The following is a 20,070-nucleotide window of genomic DNA, read 5'->3' on the forward strand; positions in this document are numbered from 1 at the left end:
ATGTGCTCCGGAGCTCGATTCGCTTGGGTGAGAAAAAGCGCTGTGTTCTAGCGTGATTTCGACGAGGGCCGCAACCCCTTTGTTCCCCGCCGGGGCCCCCGGGCGTGCGCGCCCGCGCACACCCGGCCGGCGGGCCCCGTCAGCCGTCGCCCGCCGCGCGCCAGGCGGCCAGCCGCTCGGCGCGGAACGCCGCGAACCGGCCCTCCTCGATGGCGCGCCGGGCCTCCGCCATGAGCGACAGGTAGAAGTGCAGGTTGTGCAGGGTGTTCGCGCGCAGCGCCAGGATCTCGCCGGCCTTGAACAGGTGGCGGAGGTAGGCGCGGGTGAACGTCCGGCACGCGTAGCACCCGCACTCGGGGTCGGCCGGCCGCTCGTCGTCGGCGTAGCGCGCGTTGCGGATCACGACCTTGCCGCGGCTCGTGAACAGCAGCCCGTTCCGCGCGGTGCGGGTGGGGAGCACGCAGTCGAACATGTCCACGCCGGCGGCGATCCCGGCGAGCAGGTCCTCCGGCGTGCCCACGCCCATGAGGTAGCGCGGCTTCTCGCGCGGCAGCCGGGGCGCGTCCCGCGCCACGCCGTCCCACATCTCGGCCGGCGTCTCGCCCACCGCGTAGCCGCCCAGCGCGTAGCCGGGCAGGTCGAGCGCGGCCGCCTCCTCGATGGCCCGGGCCCGCAGGTCCCCGTGCAGCCCGCCCTGCGCGATGCCGAACAGCGCGCAGCGCGGCCCCTCGCGCGCCTCGATCTCCCGCCACGCGTCGCGGCACCGCACCAGCCACCGCTGCGTGCGCGCCAGCGACAGCTCGTGGTAGGCGCGGTCGGCGAGCGCCGGCGGGCACTCGTCGAACGCCATGATCACGTCGGCGCCGAGCGCCTCCTGGACCTCGATGGCCTTCTCCGGGGAGAGGAAGTGGCGCGAGCCGTCGAGGTGGCTGCGGAAGGTGACGCCCTCCTCCGAGATCTCGACCAGCCCCGGCCCGCCGCGCTCGCGGCCGGCGCCCTTCTCGCCCAGGCTGAACACCTGGAAGCCGCCCGAGTCGGTGAGCACCGCGCCGGGCCAGGACATGAAGCGGTGCAGCCGGCCGAGCCGCTGGATCCGCTCGTGCCCCGGGCGCAGGTACAGGTGGTAGGTGTTCGCGAGCACGATGCCGGCGCCCAGCGCCTGCAGGTCGCGCGGCTCGAGCGTCTTCACCGTGGCGGCGGTGCCCACCGGCATGAACACCGGCGTCTCGACGGTGCCGTGCGCGGTCTCGAGCCGCCCGCGGCGGGCGGCGCCGTCCTCGGCGAGGAGCTGGAAGCGGATCACCGGGCCGGTGTCGCCCGGGCCGCCGGGCCTGTCAAGCCGGGCGCCGGCCGGCGCGCGCCACCCCGGCCACCACGCCGCGCCAGGCCCGGCCCGCCCGCCCCTCCAGCACGAGCCGCAGCCCGGCGGTCCGCTCCACCGCGCCGCCGGGCTGGTTCCAGCACACCACCGCCCGCGCCGCGGGCGCGAACACCCCGCGCCCGAGCCGGAGCAGGACGAGATCGCCGACCAGCGGGAGCTGCCCCGGCCAGCGCACCGCGCACCCGCCGTCCGAGACGTTGAGCGCGCTCGTGTCGAACGCGCCGCCGCCGTGCTCGACCCGCAGCGGCAGGTCGCAGGGGAAGCGCGGCGCCCGCTCCTGGAACGAGACCGGCTCGCCGCGCGCGGCGGTGGCGAGGAAGCCGGCGGCCGGCAGCGAGGCGCGGTCGAGCGCGAGGTCCACGCCGGGGGGCAGCGCCGGCCGTCCCATCCGCCGGACCATCGCGACCTTCCCGTACAGGGTGGCCCGGATGGCCTGGCCGTAGATCCCGATCCGCACCGCGACGCGGTCGCCCACCCGCGAGTCGGAGAGCGCCGGCACGAACAGCTGCCCCGCCTCCGGCCGCCAGCCGGCCAGGTACTGCCCCGGTTCCACGTTGACCGAGACGCTGTGCAAACCCCCCGCTCCTCGCCGCCCGTATAGCACACACCAGCGCACCTCACGGCGCGCCGGACGGGACGCGCGGGGGCTCAGCGGCGGAGCAGGAGCATTGCGTCCCCGTAGCTGAAGAACCGGTAGCCGCGCGCGACCGCCTCGCGGTAGGCGGCCAGCACGCGGCCCTGGCCGCCGAACGCGCAGACCAGCACCAGCAGGGTGGAACGGGGGAGGTGGAAGTTCGTGACCATCGCGTCCACCGCGCGGAACGGGTGGCCGGGGCGGATGAACAGCTCGGTGCGGCCGGGGCCGGGGGCGACCTCGCCGTCGCGCCAGGCGCTCTCCAGCGTGCGCACGGAGGTGGTGCCCACCGCCACGATCCGCCCGCCGCGCGCGCGGGCCGCGGCGAGCTCCGCCGCGGCGGCCGGGGAGACCTCGTAGCGCTCGCCGTGCATGCGGTGCGCGTCGAGGTCGTCGCCGCGGATGGGCAGGAACGTCCCGGGGCCCACGTGCAGCGTCACCGCGGTGCGCCGGACGCCGCGCGCGGCGAGCCGCGCCAGCAGCGGCTCGGTGAAGTGCAGCCCGGCGGTGGGCGCGGCGGCGGAGCCGGGCGCCCGCGCCCAGATGGTCTGGTACCGCGCCGCGTCCTCGGCGTCCGGGGCGCGGCGGATGTACGGCGGCAGCGGGATGCGCCCGGCCCGGCCCAGCGCCGCCTCGAGCTCGGCGCCCTGGCGGTCCAGGGTGACGCGGTAGAAGCCCTCTCCCTCGACGGCGTCCACCCGCGCCTCGAGGCCGTCGAAGGCGAGCACCGCGCCCTCGCGGATGGGCTTCGAGGCCTGCCCCATGGCCCGCCAGCGCCGGCCCAGCCCGCCCTCCAGCGGCTCGCACAGGAGCAGCTCCACCTTGCCGCCCGACGCCTTGTGGCCGAGCAGCCGCGCCGGGATGACGCGCGTGTCGTTGAAGACGAGCAGGTCGCCCGGCGCGAGCAGCTCCGGCAGGTCGGCGAAGCCGCGGTGCGCGGGCGCGCCCTCCCCCGGCGCGAGCACCATGAGCCGCGAGGCGTCGCGCGGCGTGACCGGCGCCTGGGCCACCAGCCCCTCGGGCAGGGCGAAGTCGAAGTCGGAGAGGCGCACGGTCGGTCAGTACATCCGCAGCACGTCGGTGCCCGGGTAGTAGTGGCGGAGGATCTCGCGGTAGTCCTTCCCCTCGCGCGCCATCCCCGCCGCGCCCCACTGGCACAGCCCGGCGCCGTGGCCCTGGCCGCGCCCGTCGAACGCGAAGCCGCGGCGCACCTCGCGGACGTCGAACGCGAGCGAGGGCAGTCGGGCCCAGCCGAGCCGCTGGCGGAGGTCGGTGGCGGCGAGCGTGACCCGGCGCCCGCGCCCGGCCACCTCCACCTTCTCGGCGCGGCCGCTCGCGGACCGCGCCACCACCCGCGCCGCGGTGGCCGCCCCGCCCAGCCCGGCGAGCCGCCCCAGCTCCGCCGCGCCGACCTCCAGCGACCAGCGCACCCGCGGCGCGCGATCGCAGCGCCCGCACTCCACCGAGGCGAGGTACGGCAGGTCGCGGCCCAGCGCCGGCATGCCGGCCTCGGTGCGCCCGCCGCAGGCCGCGTGGAAGTACGCCTCCACCGGCTCCATCCCCTGCACCAGCACCTCGCCGTGCGTCGCGTCCACCGCCGCGCGCGCCTGCGGGCTGGCGCGCCCCGCCGCGAACACCTGCGCGATGACGCCGCTCGCGATGTCCCAGCGCCGGTTCGCCGCCTGCGCCTCCACCTTGCGCGTGAGCGCGTAGCTGCGCGCGGCGACCGCCTGCGCCTTGAGCGCCTCGGGCGGGAAGCTCCCCGGCATCTCGCCCGCCACCACGCCGGCGACGTAGTCCTCGAGCCGCAGCTCCTGGATCTCCTCCGGCTGCGCCCGGACCTGCACGCGGATCAGCTCCTCGGCGCGCGCGGGGGCCGCGGCCGCGGCGAGCGCGGCGGCCAGCGCCGCGGCGGTGGCGAGCGGGCGGCGCACGGCGGAGCCCTCAGCCCTCGTCGGCGGCGGCCGGGACCCGGGCCCGGCGCGCCTCCTTCACCTTGTGCCAGACGAACCAGGCCACCGCGAGCACGCCCGCGACGACGATGACCAGCTCGAAGCGGTGGTAGACGGCCTTCACCCGCGGATCGGTGTGCCAGGCCTCGCCGGCCCACTCGCCCACCCACGCCAGCGCGTAGCACCACGGGTAAGAGCCGACGAACGTGTAGGCGATGAACTTGCCCATCGGCATGCGCGACACGCCGGCGGGGAACGCGATGAACGTGCGGACGACCGGGAGCAGCCGGCCCGCGAACACCACCCACTGGCCCCAGCGCTGGAACAGCCGGTCGGCGAGGTCGAGCTCCTTGTGCGAGAGGAGCACGTAGCGGCCGTACTTCTCGATGAGCGGCCGGCCGCCGAACTGGCCCAGGTAGTAGGCCGGGATGGATCCCACCACGCAGCCGATGGCGCCGGCCAGCGCCGCGCCGTGCAGCGTCATCTCGCCCCGGTACACGAGGTACCCGGCGAACGGCATGATGATCTCGGAGGGCAGCGGGATGCACGCGCTCTCGATGGCCATCAGCAGCACGATGCCGCCGTAGCCCATCGACGAGATCACCGACGTGGTGAACACCGCCAGCGCCTCGATCACCTTGGAGATCATTCGCCCTCGCCGTCCCCGCCCGCCGGGCCGCCTCGCGCGGCCGCGTCGGCGCGGTAGTAGACCGCCTCGTAGGGGCAGGTGCAATCCTGCTCCGGCGGCTCCGGATAGAAGTAGCGCTCGCCGCGCCCGTTGCGGAGCCAGTGGCCCCGCGCGCCCTCCTCGCCTTCCCCCGCGAGGTACTGCGGCTGCAGCGTGACCTTGCCGCCGCCGCCCGGGAGGTCCACCGCCAGGTGCGGGATGGCGAGCCCGCTGGTGCGCCCGCGCATCGCCTCGAGGATCGCCACGCCCGCCGCGAGCGGCGTGCGCAGGTGGCCGGTGCCGGCGGCGAGGTCACCCTGGTGCAGGTAGTAGGGGCGGACGCGGAAGGTGAGCAGGCGCTCGTTCAGGTCGGTGAGGATGCGCGCGGAGGAGTTCAGGCCGCGCAGCAGCACCGACTGGTTCTCGACCGGCACGCCGTGGTCCACCAGCCGCTCGCAGGCCTCGCGCGCCTCGGGCGTGCACTCCTTCGGATGGTTGAAGTGCGTGATGACGAACAGCGGCGCGTGGCGACGCAGCGCCGCCGCGAGCGCCTCGGTGACGCGCATCGGGTTCGTGACCGGCGCGCGCGTGGCGACGCGCAGCACCTGCACGTGCGGGATGGCGCGCAGGCCGGCCAGGATCCCGTCGAGCTTCTGGTCGGACAGCGAGAGCGGGTCGCCGCCCGACACGATCACGTCGCGCACCTCGCGGTGCGCCCGCACCCACGCGATCCCCTCCTCCACCGCGGCGCGGTCGAAGCCGCCCTCGTCGTCGCTGAACGTGATGCGCCGCCGGGTGCAGTGGCGGCAGTAGACCGCGCACCGGTCCACCGCCAGGAACAGCGCGCGGTCGGGGTACTTGTGGACGATCGCGCGCACCGGCCGGTGCGGCTCCTCGCCGATCGGATCGTCGAGGTCGCCCGGCGCGGGCACCGCCTCGGCCGCCGACGGCATCACCTGCAGCCGGACCGGGCAGCCCGGGTGGTCGCGGTCGATGAGCGAGGCGTAGTAGGGCGTCGCCGCCACGCGGGTGTGCCCGGCCGCGAGCGCGAAGCCGCGGCGCTCGGCCGGGGTGAGCGGGAACAGCCGCTCGAAGTCGGCGGCCGTGGCGAGCGCATGGCGCTGCTGCCAGCGCCAGTCGCGCCACTCGGCCTCGGTGGTGCCGGGGAAGAGCTCTCGCCAGGTCATCGCGGGTGCGGCGCAGGCCTCAGGAGACCGGGGGGGAGCGCACGCGAGGCGCGGAAGGTAACGGCAGCAGGCAGCCGAGTCAAACCTCCAGGGGCCCGGCAGGGTTCCGTGCCTGCCCTCCAGGCGAGGGCTCCCCTTTCGGCTACACCGCGGGGGCGCCGTCGCAGATGTCAATGGCGGCCCTCTCTGTTAAGCAATGCGGGCGAACGGGCTGCCGGACCGGGCCTCCTGGAGCGAGCACGACATGGCGAATCTTCCGGTGATGGGCGACGTCGGCGGGGTGACCGAGGAGCTGGCCGGCGGCGGCCGGACGAACGGGGAGGCGAAGGCCCCGGCGGTGCGGCGCGAGGACGCGCCCCGCCCGGTGGCGAACGTGCTGTCCCGGTTCAAGCCGGGCCCGCGCTCGATCTGGGCCGACGTGCCCGACGCGCTCTGGAACGACTGGCACTGGCAGCAGCGCGAGCGCGTCATCCGGCTCGAGCAGCTCGAGCGCGTCCTGCGCGTCACGCCGGAGGAGCGCGAGGCGGCGGTGAAGACCGAGGCCGAGTTCCACATGGGCATCACGCCGTACTACGCGGCGCTGATGGACCCCGAGGACCCGACCTGCCCCATCCGCCTCCAGTCGGTGCCGACGATGGGCGAGCTCAACATCCTCGCGTCCGACCTCGAGGACCCGCTCGCGGAGGAGCGGGACATGCCGGTGCCGGGCATCACGCACCGCTACCCCGACCGCGTGCTGTTCTACACGACGCACAACTGCCCGGTGTACTGCCGCCACTGCACGCGCAAGCGGAAGGTCTCCGACCCGACCAGCGCCGCGGCCAAGCGGCAGATCGAGGAGTCGCTCGCGTACATCGCGCAGCACCCCGAGATCCGCGACGTGGTGATCTCCGGCGGCGACCCGCTCTCGCTCTCCGACGACCGGCTCGACTACATCCTCGGCCGGCTCCGCGCCATCCCGCACGTCGAGATCTTCCGGCTCGGGACGCGCAACCTCGTCACGCTGCCGCAGCGCGTGACCGACGACTTCGTGTACATGCTGCGCCGGCACCACCCGGTCTACGTGAACACGCACTTCAACCATCCGAAGGAGTGCACGGCCGAGGCGTTCGAGGCCGCCCGCCGCCTCGCCGACGCCGGGTGCGTCATCGGCAACCAGATGGTGCTGCTGAAGGGCGTGAACGACGATCCGGCGGTGGTGAAGGAGCTGAACCACAAGCTCCTGCTCATGCGGATCCGGCCCTACTACATCTACCAGTGCGACCTGGCGCGCGGCATCAGCCACTTCCGCACGCCGGTCGAGGCCGGCATCCGCATCATCGAGGCGCTCCGCGGCCACACCTCGGGCCTCGCGGTCCCGCAGTTCGTGGTGGACGCGCCGAACGGCGGCGGCAAGATCCCGGTGAACCCCGAGTACGTGGTCTCCCACGAGGGGAAGCGCTGGGTGCTCCGCAACTTCGCCGGCGAGCGGTTCGAGTACGTCGAGCCGTAGGCGCGGCGCGCCCGCGTCGAGCCCGCCGCTCGGGGTTCGACGGGCTCACCCCGAGCGGCGCTCGAGCGGCCTCAGTCGAGGACGGCGATCGCCTCGATCTCCACGCGCGCGCCGCGGGGGAGCCCGGCCACCTGCACGGTGGAGCGCGCCGGCGCCGGCGCGGGGAAGTGCTTCGCGTACTCCGCGTTCATCCGCGCGAAGTCCCCGAGGTCGGCGAGGAACACCGTGGTCTTCACCACGTGCTCCGGGCCCGCGCCGGCCGCGGCGAGCGCCGCGCGCAGGTTCCCGAGCGCGCGCGCCGTCTCCTCCTCGATGGTGCCCTTCACCAGCTCGCCGGTGGCCGGGTCGAGCGGGATCTGCCCGGAGAAGTAGAGCGTGCGGGCGCCGCGCGCCTCGATGCCCTGGCTGTAGGGGCCGATGGCCTTCGGGGCGCCGTCCGTCGCGATGGGGGTCTTCATGCGCGGCACCCTACCCGCGCGCGCCGCCGCCGGCAACGCGCCGGCCGGGGCCGCGGGCCGCCGGGGTCACACGCGCTGGACCGACTGCACGCCCTCGATCCGCTCGATGCTGCGGATGACCGAGTTGAGCTGCTTCAGGTCGCCGATGGTGACCTCGAAGTCGTTCACCGCGCGCTCGCCCGGGGTGGTCCGGCAGCTCGCCTGCGAGATGTTGACGCCGGCCTCGCTGAACGTCTGGGAGATCTTGGCGAGGATGCCGGGGCGATCGGTGGTGATGACCCGCAGCGAGACCGGTCGCTTGAAGTCGCCGCGCACGTCCCAGGCCACGTCCACGCGCCGCTCCGGGTCGATGCCCAGCACCTTGTCGCAGGAGGCGGTGTGCACCGTCACGCCGCGGCCGCGGGTGATGAAGCCGACGATCGCGTCGCCCGGCACCGGGTTGCAGCACTTGCCGTAGCGGACCAGCACGTCGTCGATGCCGTTGATGCGGACGCCCTCGGTCGGGCGGCGCGCCATCTTCCGGAACAGCTCGGTGATGCGGCTGGTCGGCGCCGCCTCCGCGGGCGGCGGCGGCTCGGCGAGCCGGTCGGGCGGGAGCACCTGCTGGAGGAGCTGCCCCGGCGACACCTTGCCGTAGCCGACCGCGGCGAGCACGTCGTCCGCCACGCGGTACCCGAGCGCCTGCGCCGCCTTCTCCAGCTCGCCGCCCTTCTGCAGCTTGTTGAGCGTGACGCCGAAGCGGCGCAGCTCGCGCTCGGCGATGTCGCGGCCGATCTCCACCGAGCGCCGGTGCTCGGCCTGGCGGATGAACTGGCGGATGCGGGCCTGCGCGCGGCTGGTCTTGACGAAGGTGAGCCAGTCCTTCGACGGGTGCGCGTTCGGGCTGGTGAGGATCTCGATGGTGTCGCCGTTCTTCAGCGTGTAGCGGAGCGGGACGAGCTTGCCGTTCACCTTCGCGCCGACGCAGTGCTCGCCGATCTCCGAGTGGATCGTGTAGGCGAAGTCCACCGGCGTGGCGCCGCGCGGCAGGCTCTTCACCGCGCCCTTCGGCGTGAAGACGAACACCTCGTCGGAGAACAGGTCCACCTTGACCGTCTCCAGGAACTCGCGCGGGTCGGCGAGGTCGCGCTGGAACTCCACCAGCTGGCGCAGCCAGCCGAACGACGCCGCGTCCTTGCGCGACAGCTCCGCGCCCTTCCCGTCGCGCCCCTTCTCCTTGTAGGCCCAGTGCGCCGCCACGCCCTCCTCGGCGATGCGGTGCATCTCGCGGGTGCGGATCTGCACCTCGATGCGCTCGCCCGCCGGGCCCACCACCGTGGTGTGGAGCGACTGGTAGAGGTTGGGCTTCGGGATGGCGATGTAGTCCTTGAAGCGGCCGGGCACCGGCTTCCACAGCGAGTGCACGAACCCGAGCGACTCGTAGCACTCGGCCACGGTGTCCACGATGACGCGGAACCCGATGACGTCCTGGATCTGCTCGAAGTCCACGTCGAGCTGCCGCATCTTCCGGTAGATCGAGTAGACGTGCTTCACGCGCCCCGAGACGTCGGCCTTCATGCCGGCCTCGGCCAGCCGGCGCCGGATGATCTCCACCACCTCGGCGACGAACCGCTCCTTCTCGCGGGCGCGCACCGAGACCTTCTCGTTCAGCTCCGAGTAGTCGGCCGGGCGCAGGTACTTGAACGACAGCTCCTCCAGCTCGGTCTTGATCCACTGGATGCCGAGCCGGTTCGCGAGCGGCGCGTAGATGTCCAGCGTCTCGCGGGCGATGCGCTCCTGCGACTCGGGCTTCATCGCGTCGAGCGTCCGCATGTTGTGGGTGCGGTCCGCGAGCTTCACCAGCAGCACGCGGATGTCCTTCGCCATCGCCACCACCATCTTGCGGAAGTTCTCCGCCTGCTTCTCCTCCTGCGTGTTGGCGGCGGTGAACTGCGACAGCTTGGTGACCCCGTCCACCAGGTCGGCGATCTCCAGGCCGAACAGCTCGGAGATCTCCTTCTTGGTGGCGAGGGTGTCCTCGATGGTGTCGTGCAGCAGCCCGGTCACCACCGACGACTCGTCCAGCTTCAGCTCGGCGAGGATGCCGGCGACCTCCAGCGGGTGCACCAGGTACGGCTCGCCCGACTTGCGGATCTGCCCCTGGTGCACCTTGGCGCTGTAGACGTAGGCCTTCTTGATCAGGTCGAGATCGGGATCGGGGTGGTAGCCGGATACCCGGTCAAGGATGTCGTTGAGCCTGAGCAAGGTCGAAGGGCCAGCGTAACGGGTCGCGTCCGAGTGCGGCAAGCTTGTGGGCCTGCCCATCATCTCAGATCCCGTAACGCGGCGCGCCAGCCCGTGCCATGACCCGGGGGCGCGGCAGGCGCCGGGACGGGTCGCGGCGGCCCCCGGGACAGGGGTGGGGGGCGCCCGGAGGGCCGTCCGGCCGAGCCGGGGCGTGAGGCCGAGCGGCGCGCCCGGGCGTCGGCCGCGGCCCGGCCTGCACCGGACGTTGAGGACCCCGTCGGCGCGGGGTAACGTCCCGCCGGGCCAGGGAGACGACGGGATGACCTGCGAAGGCTGCGGCGCGGCGCTCGACGCCACCATGGACCGGTGCCCGGCGTGCGGCCGCGAGCTCGAGTTCGGCCGGCTCACCGGCATCCTGGGCGTGGTCTGCCGCGCCTGCGACGCGTACAACGAGCCGGGCGCCCGGGCCTGCGCCGCGTGCGGCAAGCCGCTCGGGGCGGGCGAGTCGCCGCCGCCCGGCACCCCGAAGCCGGTGTCGCCCCCGGCCCCGGCCCGCGCGGCCGCGCCCGCCGCACCCGCGCCCGCGGCCCCCGCCGCCCCGGCGCCCGGTTCACCCATCGTGCATGCCATCGGGCGCGCCGGCGCCGCCGCCACCCGCTTCATCCCCGCGTCGGCCATCCGCGCGCTCCGGCCCGACCCGCGCTCCGCGCCCGCCCCCGCCGCCGCCCCCGCCGCAGGCCCGCCCTCCGGCGCACCGCCGCTCGCGCCGGGGCGCGTGGAGCTGGTGCCCGAGCCCGGCCCCGGACCGGCCCGGGCGCCCTTCCGGCTGGCGCGGCCGTCCACCGTGGCCGGCCGGAGCGAGGGCGCGCTCCGCCTCGCCGACGACCCGTCGATCGGCAGCCGCCACGCCACGTTCCTGTTCCGCGACGGCGCGCTGCTGGTCCGCGACGAGGGCGCGCCCGGCGGCGTGCTGGTGCGGCTGCGCGGCCACCCCGCCTCGCTCCGCCCGGGCGATCCGTTCGCGGTCGGCGGCCGGCTGCTCCGCTACGCCGGGCCGCTGCCGCCCCCGCCGCTGCCCGCGGCCGACGGCACCCGGCGCATCGGCTCTCCGCGCCCGCCGCCGCCGGCGGTGGCCGTGGAGGAGCTGCTGGAGGGCGGCGCGCCCGGGCGCACCTGGGTGCGCAGCGGGCCCTCGATCACCGTGGGGCGGGCCGGCGCGGCGGTGTCGCTCGGCGACGACCCGAGCATCGCGCCCGCCCACGCCGAGCTGCGCATCGAGGCGGACGGCACCGCCCGCCTGCGCGATCTCGGCTCCGCCACCGGGACGTTCGCGCGCGTCCCGCCGCACGGCGAGCGCGAGCTGCGCGAGGGCGACGCGGTGCGCCTGGGCCGGACGGTGCTGCGCGTGAGCGCGATCGCCGATCCCTGAGGCGCCGCCGAGGAGGAGCGAGCCATGGCCGTCGTGTTCGTCTCGATCACCCCGCTCGGCACCGGGACGCCGAGCGTGTCGCGCTACGTGGCCGGCGTGGAGCGGATCCTCCGCGGCACCCGCCTCACCAGCCAGCTCACCGCCATGGGGACGATCATCGAGGGCGACCTCGACGAGATCCTGGCGGTCGTGCGGCGGATGCACGAGCACCCGTTCACCGAGGGCGCCGTCCGGGTCTCGACGTCCATCAAGATCGACGACCGGCGGGACCGGCCGGAGCACAGCATCGCGGGGAAGGTGCGGTCGGTGGAGGAGAAGCTGAAGTAGCTCAGCGCGCCGGCGGACCCGGCGCGGGCGCGGGCGCGGGCGCAGGCGCCCGGTACCGGAGCTGGCGCTCCGCCACGCCCCGGCGCGCCAGCACCACGATGACGAGGCCGCCGGCGACCGCGACGGCCATCGCCAGCACGAAGAACCAGAACGGACCGCGGCGGCGGGTGGGCACGGCCGGATGGTAGCCCGGCGCGCACCGCGCCGCACGTCCGCGCGTCCCGCGTTCCTGGTACCTGCGTTGACCCATGGCGATGGGCGTGGCGGAATGCGCCGCATGGCGAGGGACGCGGCGTGCCCGCGGTGCGGACGGGAGAACGGGACGGCGGTCGCGTTCTGCCAGGAGTGCGGGCTGCCGCTGCGCGCGCCCGGGCCGGCGGCGGAGCCGCCCGCGGGCGGTGGCCGGCGCTGCGGCGGCTGCGGCGCCGGGCTCGAGCCCGAGGACCGGTTCTGCGCGCGGTGCGGGACCGCCGCCGCGCCCCGGCCCGGCGACCCGCACGCGGCGCCCACCGCCTCCGGCATCGCCGGCCCGCCGCCGCCGTCCTTCCGGCTCGCCGCGGTCCGCACCGACGGCCTGCCCGGCGCCGAGTACGGGGTGCCGGCGCCGGAGGCGGTGTGCGGGCGCACCGAGGGTGAGATCCGGATCCCGGACGACCTCACCATCTCGCCGCGCCACGCCTGCTTCCGCGTGCAGGGCGCCGCGCTGCGGGTGGAGGACCTGGGCAGCGCGAACGGCACCTTCGTCCGCATCCGCCGCCCCCACCGGCTGGCCGTCGGCGAGGAGATCCGCGTCGGCCGGCAGCTCCTCCGGCTCGAGCCGCTCCCGCGCCCGCCCCCCGCGGTGCACGGCGTGCGGAGCTGGGGCGCGCCGGATCCGGGCTGCCGCTTCCGGCTGTCGCAGCTCCTGGAGGGCGGCGGGCAGGGCGAGATCGTGCCGCTGCTCGAGGGCGAGAACGCCATCGGCCGCGAGGCCGGGCGGATCAGCTTCCCGGCCGACCGCTACGTCTCGGCGCGCCACGCGCGCATCGACGTGCGGGGCGACGCGGTCACGCTGGTGGACCTGGGCAGCTCCAACGGGACGTTCGTGCGCATCTCGGCGCCGACCGAGATCGCGCCGGGCGACCAGCTCCTGCTCGGCGCCCAGCTCCTGCGCGTCGAGGCGTGAGGTCGGCCCGGGGCCCCGGGGCCGCCGGCCCCGGAGACACGACGGCCGGGCGTCTCCGCCCGGCCGCGCGCGAGACCCGTGGCTCGGGGGAGCCGGCTAGCCGAAGGACTTCTCCTTCTGCTCCTGCTCCTCCTTGCAGCGGATGCAGAGGGTGGTCACCGGCCGCGCCTCGAGGCGCTTGGCGGAGATCTCCTCCTCGCACTTCTCGCAGATGCCGAACGTGCCGTTCTCGATGCGCGCCAGCGCCTTGTCGATCTTGGCCAGCAGGAACTTCTCGCGGTCCCGCAGCCGGAAGATCATCGACTGCGTGTACTCGCTCGAGGCCAGATCGATCTCGTCCGGGAGGTCGTCCGTGTCGAAGGACGATTCCTCGGTCAGGGTCTTCTTCGCCTGCACGAGGAGCTGGCGCTTGGACTCCTCCAGCATCGTCTTGAACCTCTTGAGATCCTTCTTGTTCAAGCGTGCACCCCGCTCCGCCCCGAGACCTGGGGCCGGAAAATGAAGGCCGAGAACCTAAACGGCAGGGGTGCCGGTGTCAAGGTGAGGGGGCGCCCGCCGGGCGTGCCGCCGGCGCGGCGCCTCCCGCGTCCGGCGGAGGCGCGCGGGGCCGGCGAACCTTTTGACTCGGGCACCGCCGCGGCGGATCCTCCGCGGATGGCCGACGGCAAGCTGGATCGCGACTTCCTCCGCAGCGCGCTCGCGCTCATGTCGCGCTCGGACGTGGACCGGCTCCTGTTCGTGTCCGACCACCCGCCCTCGCCGACCGAGGTGCGCGGCCGTCCGACCAAGCGCAAGCTGGTCTACGCGGTCTCGAGCGAGGGCATCGCGAACCAGCTCAAGGCCAAGAAGGCGACGGCGGTGATGATCCCGCCTTACGACTACACCCGCATCGAGAAGATCAAGGTGGCCGTGGTGGCGGCGCAGTCGGCCGGGCTGCTCAAGGACGGCGACACCGTGCTGGCGCTGTGCGGCCCCGGCGACGACCGGGTCATGGACACGCTGGTGAAGCTGGTGATCGGCTCGGAGGACCCGGAGGAGAAGCTCCGGGTGGACACGCTGGGCCTGCCGCCGGAGTTCTCGTCCCAGGTGGTGGAGAGCCTCATCCACACCGCCATGGAGATCGGCGCGGAGGGCTACGAGGGCCACCCGGTGGGCACCATCGTGGTCGTCGGCGACTCGACCGCGGTGATGGAGAAGAGCCGGCAGCTCATCCTCAACCCGTTCCAGGGGATCAGCGAGGCGGAGCGGAACGCGCTCGATCCGCCCATCCGCGAGGCGATCAAGACGTTCTCGGCGCTCGACGGCGCCTTCATCATCCGCGAGGACGGGGTGGTGCTGGCGGCCGGGCGGTACCTGCTCTCCATGTCGCGGGACGTGAAGCTGCCCATGGGCCTGGGGGCGCGCCACAGCGCCGCGGCCTCGATCACCGCCGAGTCCAACGCCGTCGCGATCACCGTGTCCCAGACCACCGGGACGGTGCGGGTGTTCCGCGAGGGCGAGATCGTGCTGGAGCTGCGGCAGAAGCTGCGGCGCGTCTGACGCCCGCGCGCCTTCGCGCTGTGCGCGCGGCGCGCTTCGCGGTACCCTCCGCGCGTGCCGAGCCCCGCCGAGCCCGCTCCGTCGCCGCGCGCCGTCCCCTCCGCCCCGCCCGCCTCGCCCCTCCGCGACCCGCGCCTCGACCGGCTGGCGCTCGCGCTCGGCGCGGCCGTCACCGCCCTGCACGTCGCCTACGGCGGGCTGATCGCGCTGTCGCCGCAGGAGGCCTACTACTGGACCTGGAGCCGGCGGCTCGCGCTCTCGTACTTCGACCACCCGCCGCTCGCCGCCTGGACCATCGCGCTCACCACCGCGCTCGCCGGCGAGGGCGAGCGCGCCATCCGGCTCGCCGCCGCGCTGCACTCGGCCGTCTTCGCGGTGTTCCTGTGGCTCACGGTCCGGCGGCTGTTCGGCTCGCGCCCGGCGCTGGTGGCGCTCGCGGCCGCGCTCAGCGTGCCGCTGTTCGGCATGGGCCAGGTGATCGTCACGCCCGACGCCCCGCTGCTCTCCGGCTGGGCGATGGCGCTGTACTTCACGGTGCGCGCGCTCGACGAGGAGCGGCCGCGCTGGCTGCTCGCGGCCGGCGCGGCGGTGGGCTGGGCGGTGCTGGGCAAGTACACCGGGTTCCTGCTGCTGCCGCAGATCCTGCTGGTGCTCGCGCTCGACCCGCGCGGCCGGCGCATGCTGCGAACGCCCTGGCCGTGGCTGGGCGCGGCGCTGGCGCTGGCGCTGTTCTCGCCGGTCGTCGCCTGGAACCTCCAGCACCGGATGGCGAGCTTCGCGTTCCAGACCGCCGAGCGCGTCGAGCGCTCGGGGTTCCGCCCGGTGCTGGTGGGGCGCTTCCTCGCGCTGCAGGCCGGGCTCGTGACGCCCATCGTGCTCGTGCTCCTGGTCGAGGCGGTGGTGGCCGCGGTGCGCCGCCGCCGCGAGGCGGCCTACCGGATCTGCGCGATCTTCTCGGCGCCGCTGCTCGTGCTCGCGGCGGTCATCTCGCCGTTCCACTGGGTGAAGGGCAACTGGCTGGCCGCGGCCTACCCCACCGCGCTCGCGGCCGCGGCCGCCCTGGCGGTGGAGCGGCGCGGCTGGCGCTGGAAGGCGGGCGTCGCCGGGGTCGCGCTCGCGGCGGCCGCGTCGGTGTACGTGCACCTGGTGCCGGTCTGGCCGGCGCTGCCGTTCCCGGCGCGCGACGAGGGCTCCTCCGGCTGGCGCGAGCTGGCCGCGCGGGTGGAGGCGGAGCGCGCCGCGCTCGGGCCCGACGCGTTCGTGGCGGGCTGCAACTACAAGGTCTCCGCCGAGCTGGAGTACTACCTGCCCGGCCGGCCGCGCACCTGGTCGTCCGAGATCACCGGCGAGCACGGGCTCCAGTACCGCTACTGGTTCGACCCCGAGGCGCTCCGCGGCCGCTCCGGCGTCCTGGTGCTCGACCGGCGCGAGAAGCGCACCTGCCTGCGCCGCGCCGAGGCGTGCGCGCCGCTCGAGGCGCTGCCGCCGCTCACCGTGCGGCGCGGCGGCGACGAGGTGACGACGTTCCAGCTCTGGCGCTGCCGCTGGGCCGGGCTCCCCTCGTCCCGCTGACCCCGCGCGCCCGCGCCAGGCAGGCCGCGCCGAGCGCGCAGGCCTCGCACCGCGCCGGATCGCGGCGCGCCGGGCACAGCCCGCTCATCCCGAGGTGGCAGAGCGCGAAGTCGAAGCGGACCGGATCGGCGGGGTCCACGCGGCGCAGCGCGGCGGTGATCTCCTCGGCGGTCCGCCAGCTCGCGTCGCGCCGCGCGGTGAGCCCGAGCGCGCGCGCCACCCGGTGCACGTGCGTGTCGAGCGGGACCACCAGCGCCGAGGCCGGCACCTCCCGCCACAGCCCCAGGTCCACCGCGTCGGGGCCGCGCACCATCCAGCGCAGGTAGAGGTTCCACCGCTTCGACGCGCCCGGGCCGGCCGGGTCGGGCAGGAGGTGCCGGAGCCCGCGCGGCCCGCGCCCCCGCAGCAGCGCCCGGGCCTCCGGGGCGTCGCGCAGGTCCGCCGCGAGCCGGGCCAGCGCCGGCCGGAGCGCGGCCGGGCCGCCCCCCGCCTCGAGGAAGAGCGCGCCCAGCCGGCGCCCGAGGCCGCCGTGGCGGCGGCGCACCGCGCCGATCGCGGCCGCCAGCGCGGCGAGGTCCGGCGGGCGGTTGAACCGGTAGACGACGCCCTCGAACGCCGCCGGATCCGGGGCGGCCGCGAACGCCTCGCAGAACCGCGCCGGCGAGGGCCCCATCGCGGCGAGCACGCGCGCCACCACCGGCTTGAACAGGTCGGCGCGCCCGTAGGCGAGGCTCACCGCCACCAGCCCCGCGACCTCGGCGTCGGCCGGGTCGCGGAACGCGCGCGGGAACTCCACCGGGTCTGCCGCGATGCGCGCGGCGCGGTCGAGCGAGCGGTCGAGCCGCTCGAGCAGCGGGCGCAGCGCCTCGGCGCGGGCGGCGGGGAAGGCGGCGGCGCGGCGGGGCATGGCGCCCCTCTTGTGCCGCGCCGGGGCGGCGCGCGCAACCTCAGCGGCCCTGGTCCTTGCGCAGCTCGCGGATGACGTGGCCGAGCTCCGGCCCGATGAGCTTCTCCCACGCGAGCCGCACCGCCGCGCGCGAGCCCGGCACCGAGAAGATCACCCGGCCGCCCCACGTGCCGGCCACCGCGCGGGACAGCATCGCCGCGCTGCCGATCTCCTGGAACGAGAGCATGCGGAACAGCTCCCCGAAGCCGTCCAGCCGCTTCTCCAGCACCCCGGCCACCGCCTCGTAGGTGCGGTCGCGGCCGGCGATGCCGGTGCCGCCGTTCACCACGATGGCCTCCGCCCCCGCCGCCGCGGCCTCGTCCAGCGCGGCGCGGAGCTGGGCCGGCTCGTCCTTGACGATCCGCGAGCCGGCGACGTCGTGGCCCGCCGCGAACACGGCGTGCTTCAGGAACGCGCCGCTCTCGTCCTCGGCCTCGCCGCGCGTGTCGGAGGCGGTGATCACGAAGACCCGTACCCGCTTCGGCGCCTCGTGCCTGTGCTCCTGGTGTCCCATGTCGTCCCCCGTCCGCGCGGCCTCGCTCCACGAGGCGCCGCGCCCGGATCCGTGACCTAGTTCCCGCCGGGCGCCCCGTCTCCGCCGTCCAGCGCGTCCAGCCGCTCCGCGACCTGCGCGGCGTCCGGGGCGTCCGGCCGCAGCCGGAGGTACTCGCCCCACGCCGCGGCCGCCCCGCGCCGGTCGCCCTGCGCCGCGCGGGCGCTCCCCAGCGCGCGGTGGGCCTCCGCCAGCGACGGCTCGAGCGCCACCGCCCGCGCCGCGTAGTCCGCCGCGTCGGCGGCCTCGCCCCCGCCGAGCAGGACCTCGGCGGCGGCGGCCAGCCCGCGCGGCTCGTCGAGGTCGAGCGGCCCGTACGGCCAGCCCTCGGGCTGCAGCGCCGCCCCGACCCGCACGCCGGCGAGCCCGCCCGGCACCTCGCGCACCTCCTCCACGTACCCCGGCGCGCGGAAGCGGAGCACGTGCCCGCCGGCGTCGGCCCGGTCCACCGGCACGGTGCGCGCGCCGCGCCCGAGCGGGCGATCGTCGAGCAGCACCTCGGCCGACCGCGGCAGGACCTCCACCAGCAGCGACGCCGGGCGCGTCCCCTCGAACCGCGCCCGCGCCGCGCGCGTGCAGCCCGCGCCGAGGGCCAGCGCGGCGGCCGCGGCGAGCGCGCACGCCCCGCGGCGCCGCTCGAGGCGGCGCCCGCGCCGGCCCGCCGGGCCCGGGAGGGAGGTGTCGAGGTGCGGCTCCATGCGCGCCGCGACGGTATATAAGCGCTCGATGCCGGACAAGTTCGCCGTGGCGCAGGCGCTCCGGGAGATCGGCGCGCTGCTGGAGCTCGAGGGCGAGAACCCGTTCAAGATCCGCGCGTACGACACCGGCGCGCGGGCGCTCGAGGGGCTCTCCGAGGACCTGGCGCGGGTGATCGCCGAGGGACGGCTCACCGAGCTGCCCGGGATCGGCGAGGCGCTCGCGAAGAAGATCGCCGACCTGCACGCGACCGGCTCGACCGACCTGCTGGCGCGGCTGCGCGCGCGCCACCCGCCCGGCGTGCTCGAGCTGCTGCGCGTGCCGGACCTCGGCCCGAAGAAGATCGCCGCGCTGCACGCGGCGCTGGGGGTGGCCAGCGTCGCGGAGCTCGAGGCCGCCTGCCGGGAGGGGCGCGTCCGCGGCGTGAAGGGCTTCGGCGAGAAGACCGAGCAGCGGATCCTGGAGGGCATCGCCCGCCTGCACGCGCGCGAGGCCGACCGGCGCGTGCTGCTCGCCGAGGCGCTGGCCGCCGCCGGGCCGCTGCTCGCGCACCTGCGCGCGGTGCCGGGCGCCGAGGCGGTGGAGCTGGCCGGGTCGGCGCGGCGCGGGCGCGAGACGGTGGGCGACGTGGACCTCGTCGCCGCGTCCCGCGACCCCGCCGCGCTCGCCGCGGCGCTGACCGGCCACCCGTCGGTCGCGGCGGTGCTGGGGAGCGGCGACACGAAGACGAGCGTGCGGCTCGGCTCCGGGCTGCAGGTGGACCTGCGGGTGGTGCCGCCGGAGGACTTCCCCACCCTGCTCCACCACCTCACCGGCTCGAAGGCGCACCACGTGCGGCTGCGCGGCATCGCCCGCGATCGCGGCTTCACCCTGAGCGAGTGGGGGCTCTTCCGCCTGCCGCCGCGCGAGCGCGGGGCCGCCGCCCCGGCGCCGGAGGCCGCGCCCGACCCCGCCGCCAAGGTCGGGATCGCGAGCGAGGCCGCGCTCTACGCGGCGCTGGGCCTGGCGTACGTGCCCCCCGAGCTGCGCGAGGACCAGGGCGAGATCGAGGCCGCGCTGGACGGGACGCTCCCGGCCGACCTGGTCGAGGAGCGCGACGTGCGCGGGATGGTGCACTGCCACACCACCTGGTCCGACGGCCGGGCGAGCGTCGAGGAGATGGCCCGCGCCGCCGAGGCGCTCGGGATGGCGTACCTGACGGTCACCGACCACTCCGGCTCGGCCGGCTACGCCGGCGGGCTCGACCGCGACCGCATCCGGCGGCAGTGGGACGAGATCGACCGGGTGCAGGAGCGGGTCTCGATCCGGCTGCTGAAGGGCACCGAGGCCGACATCCTCGAGGACGGCGCGCTCGACTGGCCCGACGACGTGCTGGAGCGGCTGGACGTGGTGGTCGCGAGCGTCCACTCGCGGATGCGCATGGACGAGGACCAGATGACGCGCCGGCTCGCCCGGGCCATGGCGCTCCCGGTGTTCAAGATCTGGGGGCACGGGCTGGGGCGGCTGCTGGGCGAGCGCGAGCCGTACGCCTGCCGGGTGGAGGAGGTCCTGGACGCGCTCGCCGGCGCGCCGGGCGCGGTGGAGGTGAACGGCGATCCCCGCCGCCTCGACCTCGAGCCCCGCTGGATCCGGGCGGCGCGCGCGCGCGGCATCCCGCTGGTCCTGTCGGTGGACGCCCACTCGGTCGCGGCGCTCGGGTACCTCCGCTTCGCGGTGACGACCGCGCGCCGCGGCTGGGCGCGGCGGGGCGAGGTGCTGAACGCGCTCCCGCCGGACGCGTTCGCGCGGGCGGTCCGTCCGGTGCGGTAGATCGGCCCGCCTCGCCGGGCGCTCGACGCGGGCGCCC

20 protein-coding genes are annotated in these 20,070 nt (G+C 75.7%); 7 read left to right on the forward strand and 13 right to left on the reverse strand.

What is annotated here, in order from left to right; all coding sequences use genetic code 11:
• Positions 1–139: 139 nt before the first annotated feature.
• The 6 genes from tgt to ADEH_RS13170 form a co-directional block, all read right to left on the reverse strand.
• Positions 140–1,303 carry a tRNA guanosine(34) transglycosylase Tgt gene (tgt, locus tag ADEH_RS13145; protein ID WP_011421594.1) on the reverse strand — a complete coding sequence of 388 codons (1,164 nt, stop codon included), beginning with the start codon at positions 1,301–1,303 and terminating at the stop codon, positions 140–142.
• Between the two features lie 31 nt (positions 1,304–1,334).
• Complete coding sequence (locus tag ADEH_RS13150) at positions 1,335–1,955, reverse strand: PilZ domain-containing protein (protein WP_041453529.1); 621 nt, start codon at positions 1,953–1,955, stop codon at positions 1,335–1,337.
• 74 nt (positions 1,956–2,029) lie between these two features.
• The gene (gene queA, locus ADEH_RS13155) at positions 2,030–3,067 is read right to left on the reverse strand and encodes a tRNA preQ1(34) S-adenosylmethionine ribosyltransferase-isomerase QueA (protein ID WP_011421596.1); all 1,038 of its coding nucleotides are present in this window, start codon (positions 3,065–3,067) and stop codon (positions 2,030–2,032) included.
• 6 nt (positions 3,068–3,073) lie between these two features.
• A complete protein-coding gene (locus ADEH_RS13160) occupies positions 3,074–3,949 on the reverse strand; it encodes a SpoIID/LytB domain-containing protein (protein WP_011421597.1) in 876 nt (291 codons plus the stop codon).
• A 10-nt stretch (positions 3,950–3,959) separates the two neighbouring features.
• Positions 3,960–4,616, reverse strand: a complete 657-nt coding sequence (locus ADEH_RS13165) for a DedA family protein (RefSeq protein WP_011421598.1) — start codon at positions 4,614–4,616, stop codon at positions 3,960–3,962.
• Entirely contained in the window at positions 4,613–5,821 is a 1,209-nt protein-coding gene (locus tag ADEH_RS13170; RefSeq protein ID WP_011421599.1) for a KamA family radical SAM protein, read from the reverse strand. Before ADEH_RS13170 ends, ADEH_RS13165 begins: the two co-directional genes overlap by 4 nt.
• A 244-nt stretch (positions 5,822–6,065) precedes the next feature.
• On the opposite strand from ADEH_RS13170, the gene ADEH_RS13175 reads away from it, so the two are divergent.
• Positions 6,066–7,313, forward strand: a complete 1,248-nt coding sequence (locus ADEH_RS13175) for a KamA family radical SAM protein (RefSeq protein WP_041453889.1) — start codon at positions 6,066–6,068, stop codon at positions 7,311–7,313.
• A 71-nt stretch (positions 7,314–7,384) separates the two neighbouring features.
• Here the strand turns inward: ADEH_RS13175 and ADEH_RS13180 are convergent, their stop codons facing one another.
• Positions 7,385–7,771, reverse strand: a complete 387-nt coding sequence (locus ADEH_RS13180; protein WP_011421601.1) for a Rid family detoxifying hydrolase — start codon at positions 7,769–7,771, stop codon at positions 7,385–7,387.
• A gap of 66 nt (positions 7,772–7,837) precedes the next feature.
• A complete protein-coding gene (locus tag ADEH_RS13185; protein WP_011421602.1) occupies positions 7,838–10,078 on the reverse strand; it encodes a RelA/SpoT family protein in 2,241 nt (746 codons plus the stop codon).
• Positions 10,079–10,316: 238 nt separating this feature from the next.
• Here ADEH_RS13185 and ADEH_RS13190 point away from each other — a divergent pair, with 238 nt between their 5' ends.
• Together ADEH_RS13190 and ADEH_RS13195 are read left to right on the forward strand one after the other, a co-directional pair.
• Positions 10,317–11,426 (forward strand): FHA domain-containing protein, encoded by a 1,110-nt coding sequence (locus ADEH_RS13190; RefSeq protein WP_041453531.1) that lies wholly within the window; start codon positions 10,317–10,319, stop codon positions 11,424–11,426.
• A 24-nt stretch (positions 11,427–11,450) separates the two neighbouring features.
• Positions 11,451–11,753: an MTH1187 family thiamine-binding protein gene (locus ADEH_RS13195; RefSeq protein ID WP_011421604.1), complete on the forward strand. Its 303-nt coding sequence runs from the start codon at positions 11,451–11,453 to the stop codon at positions 11,751–11,753.
• A gap of 1 nt (position 11,754) precedes the next feature.
• On the opposite strand, the gene ADEH_RS13200 is transcribed toward ADEH_RS13195, so the two are convergent.
• On the reverse strand, positions 11,755–11,928 hold the full coding sequence (locus ADEH_RS13200) for a hypothetical protein (protein WP_232287277.1): 174 nt from the start codon (positions 11,926–11,928) through the stop codon (positions 11,755–11,757).
• A gap of 102 nt (positions 11,929–12,030) precedes the next feature.
• Between ADEH_RS13200 and ADEH_RS13205 the strand changes: the two genes are divergently transcribed.
• Entirely contained in the window at positions 12,031–12,918 is an 888-nt protein-coding gene (locus tag ADEH_RS13205) for an FHA domain-containing protein (RefSeq protein ID WP_041453890.1), read from the forward strand.
• A gap of 96 nt (positions 12,919–13,014) precedes the next feature.
• Here ADEH_RS13205 and ADEH_RS13210 read toward each other — a convergent pair whose 3' ends face one another.
• The gene (locus ADEH_RS13210; protein ID WP_011421606.1) at positions 13,015–13,377 is read right to left on the reverse strand and encodes a TraR/DksA family transcriptional regulator; all 363 of its coding nucleotides are present in this window, start codon (positions 13,375–13,377) and stop codon (positions 13,015–13,017) included.
• A gap of 195 nt (positions 13,378–13,572) precedes the next feature.
• On the opposite strand from ADEH_RS13210, the gene ADEH_RS13215 reads away from it, so the two are divergent.
• Both ADEH_RS13215 and ADEH_RS13220 read left to right on the forward strand, forming a co-directional pair.
• Entirely contained in the window at positions 13,573–14,457 is an 885-nt protein-coding gene (locus ADEH_RS13215; RefSeq protein WP_041453533.1) for a DNA integrity scanning protein DisA nucleotide-binding domain protein, read from the forward strand.
• A gap of 54 nt (positions 14,458–14,511) precedes the next feature.
• A complete protein-coding gene (locus tag ADEH_RS13220; RefSeq protein ID WP_011421608.1) occupies positions 14,512–16,029 on the forward strand; it encodes a glycosyltransferase family 39 protein in 1,518 nt (505 codons plus the stop codon).
• On the opposite strand, the gene ADEH_RS13225 is transcribed toward ADEH_RS13220, so the two are convergent.
• From ADEH_RS13225 to ADEH_RS13235, 3 genes are read right to left on the reverse strand one after another with little or no spacing between them, the layout of a single operon-like run.
• Complete coding sequence (locus ADEH_RS13225) at positions 15,947–16,936, reverse strand: TIGR02757 family protein (RefSeq protein ID WP_011421609.1); 990 nt, start codon at positions 16,934–16,936, stop codon at positions 15,947–15,949. The two genes, ADEH_RS13220 and ADEH_RS13225, sit on opposite strands and share 83 nt — an antisense overlap.
• A gap of 40 nt (positions 16,937–16,976) precedes the next feature.
• Positions 16,977–17,489: a MogA/MoaB family molybdenum cofactor biosynthesis protein gene (locus tag ADEH_RS13230; protein WP_011421610.1), complete on the reverse strand. Its 513-nt coding sequence runs from the start codon at positions 17,487–17,489 to the stop codon at positions 16,977–16,979.
• Positions 17,490–17,545: 56 nt separating this feature from the next.
• Positions 17,546–18,265, reverse strand: a complete 720-nt coding sequence (locus ADEH_RS13235) for a tetratricopeptide repeat protein (protein WP_157061359.1) — start codon at positions 18,263–18,265, stop codon at positions 17,546–17,548.
• On the opposite strand from ADEH_RS13235, the gene polX reads away from it, so the two are divergent.
• Positions 18,255–20,033 carry a DNA polymerase/3'-5' exonuclease PolX gene (polX, locus tag ADEH_RS13240; protein WP_011421612.1) on the forward strand — a complete coding sequence of 593 codons (1,779 nt, stop codon included), beginning with the start codon at positions 18,255–18,257 and terminating at the stop codon, positions 20,031–20,033. The genes ADEH_RS13235 and polX overlap by 11 nt on opposite strands.
• The last annotated feature ends 37 nt before the right edge of the window (positions 20,034–20,070 follow it).

The sequence above is a fragment of the Anaeromyxobacter dehalogenans 2CP-C genome, from assembly GCF_000013385.1.
GTDB lineage: Bacteria > Myxococcota > Myxococcia > Myxococcales > Anaeromyxobacteraceae > Anaeromyxobacter > Anaeromyxobacter dehalogenans_B.

Excerpts from the sequence above, each read along its gene's own strand:
- ADEH_RS13165 (WP_011421598.1), bottom strand. The coding sequence starts at position 4,616 with ATGATCTCCAAGGTGATCGAGGCGCTGGCGGTGTTCACCACGTCGGTG.
- ADEH_RS13170 (WP_011421599.1), bottom strand. The coding sequence starts at position 5,821 with ATGACCTGGCGAGAGCTCTTCCCCGGCACCACCGAGGCCGAGTGGCGC.
- ADEH_RS13175 (WP_041453889.1), top strand. The coding sequence starts at position 6,066 with ATGGCGAATCTTCCGGTGATGGGCGACGTCGGCGGGGTGACCGAGGAG.
- ADEH_RS13180 (WP_011421601.1), bottom strand. The coding sequence starts at position 7,771 with ATGAAGACCCCCATCGCGACGGACGGCGCCCCGAAGGCCATCGGCCCC.
- ADEH_RS13185 (WP_011421602.1), bottom strand. The coding sequence starts at position 10,078 with ATGATGGGCAGGCCCACAAGCTTGCCGCACTCGGACGCGACCCGTTAC.
- ADEH_RS13190 (WP_041453531.1), top strand. The coding sequence starts at position 10,317 with ATGACCTGCGAAGGCTGCGGCGCGGCGCTCGACGCCACCATGGACCGG.
- ADEH_RS13195 (WP_011421604.1), top strand. The coding sequence starts at position 11,451 with ATGGCCGTCGTGTTCGTCTCGATCACCCCGCTCGGCACCGGGACGCCG.
- ADEH_RS13205 (WP_041453890.1), top strand. The coding sequence starts at position 12,031 with ATGGCGAGGGACGCGGCGTGCCCGCGGTGCGGACGGGAGAACGGGACG.
- ADEH_RS13215 (WP_041453533.1), top strand. The coding sequence starts at position 13,573 with ATGGCCGACGGCAAGCTGGATCGCGACTTCCTCCGCAGCGCGCTCGCG.
- ADEH_RS13225 (WP_011421609.1), bottom strand. The coding sequence starts at position 16,936 with ATGCCCCGCCGCGCCGCCGCCTTCCCCGCCGCCCGCGCCGAGGCGCTG.
- ADEH_RS13230 (WP_011421610.1), bottom strand. The coding sequence starts at position 17,489 with ATGGGACACCAGGAGCACAGGCACGAGGCGCCGAAGCGGGTACGGGTC.
- polX (WP_011421612.1), top strand. The coding sequence starts at position 18,255 with ATGCCGGACAAGTTCGCCGTGGCGCAGGCGCTCCGGGAGATCGGCGCG.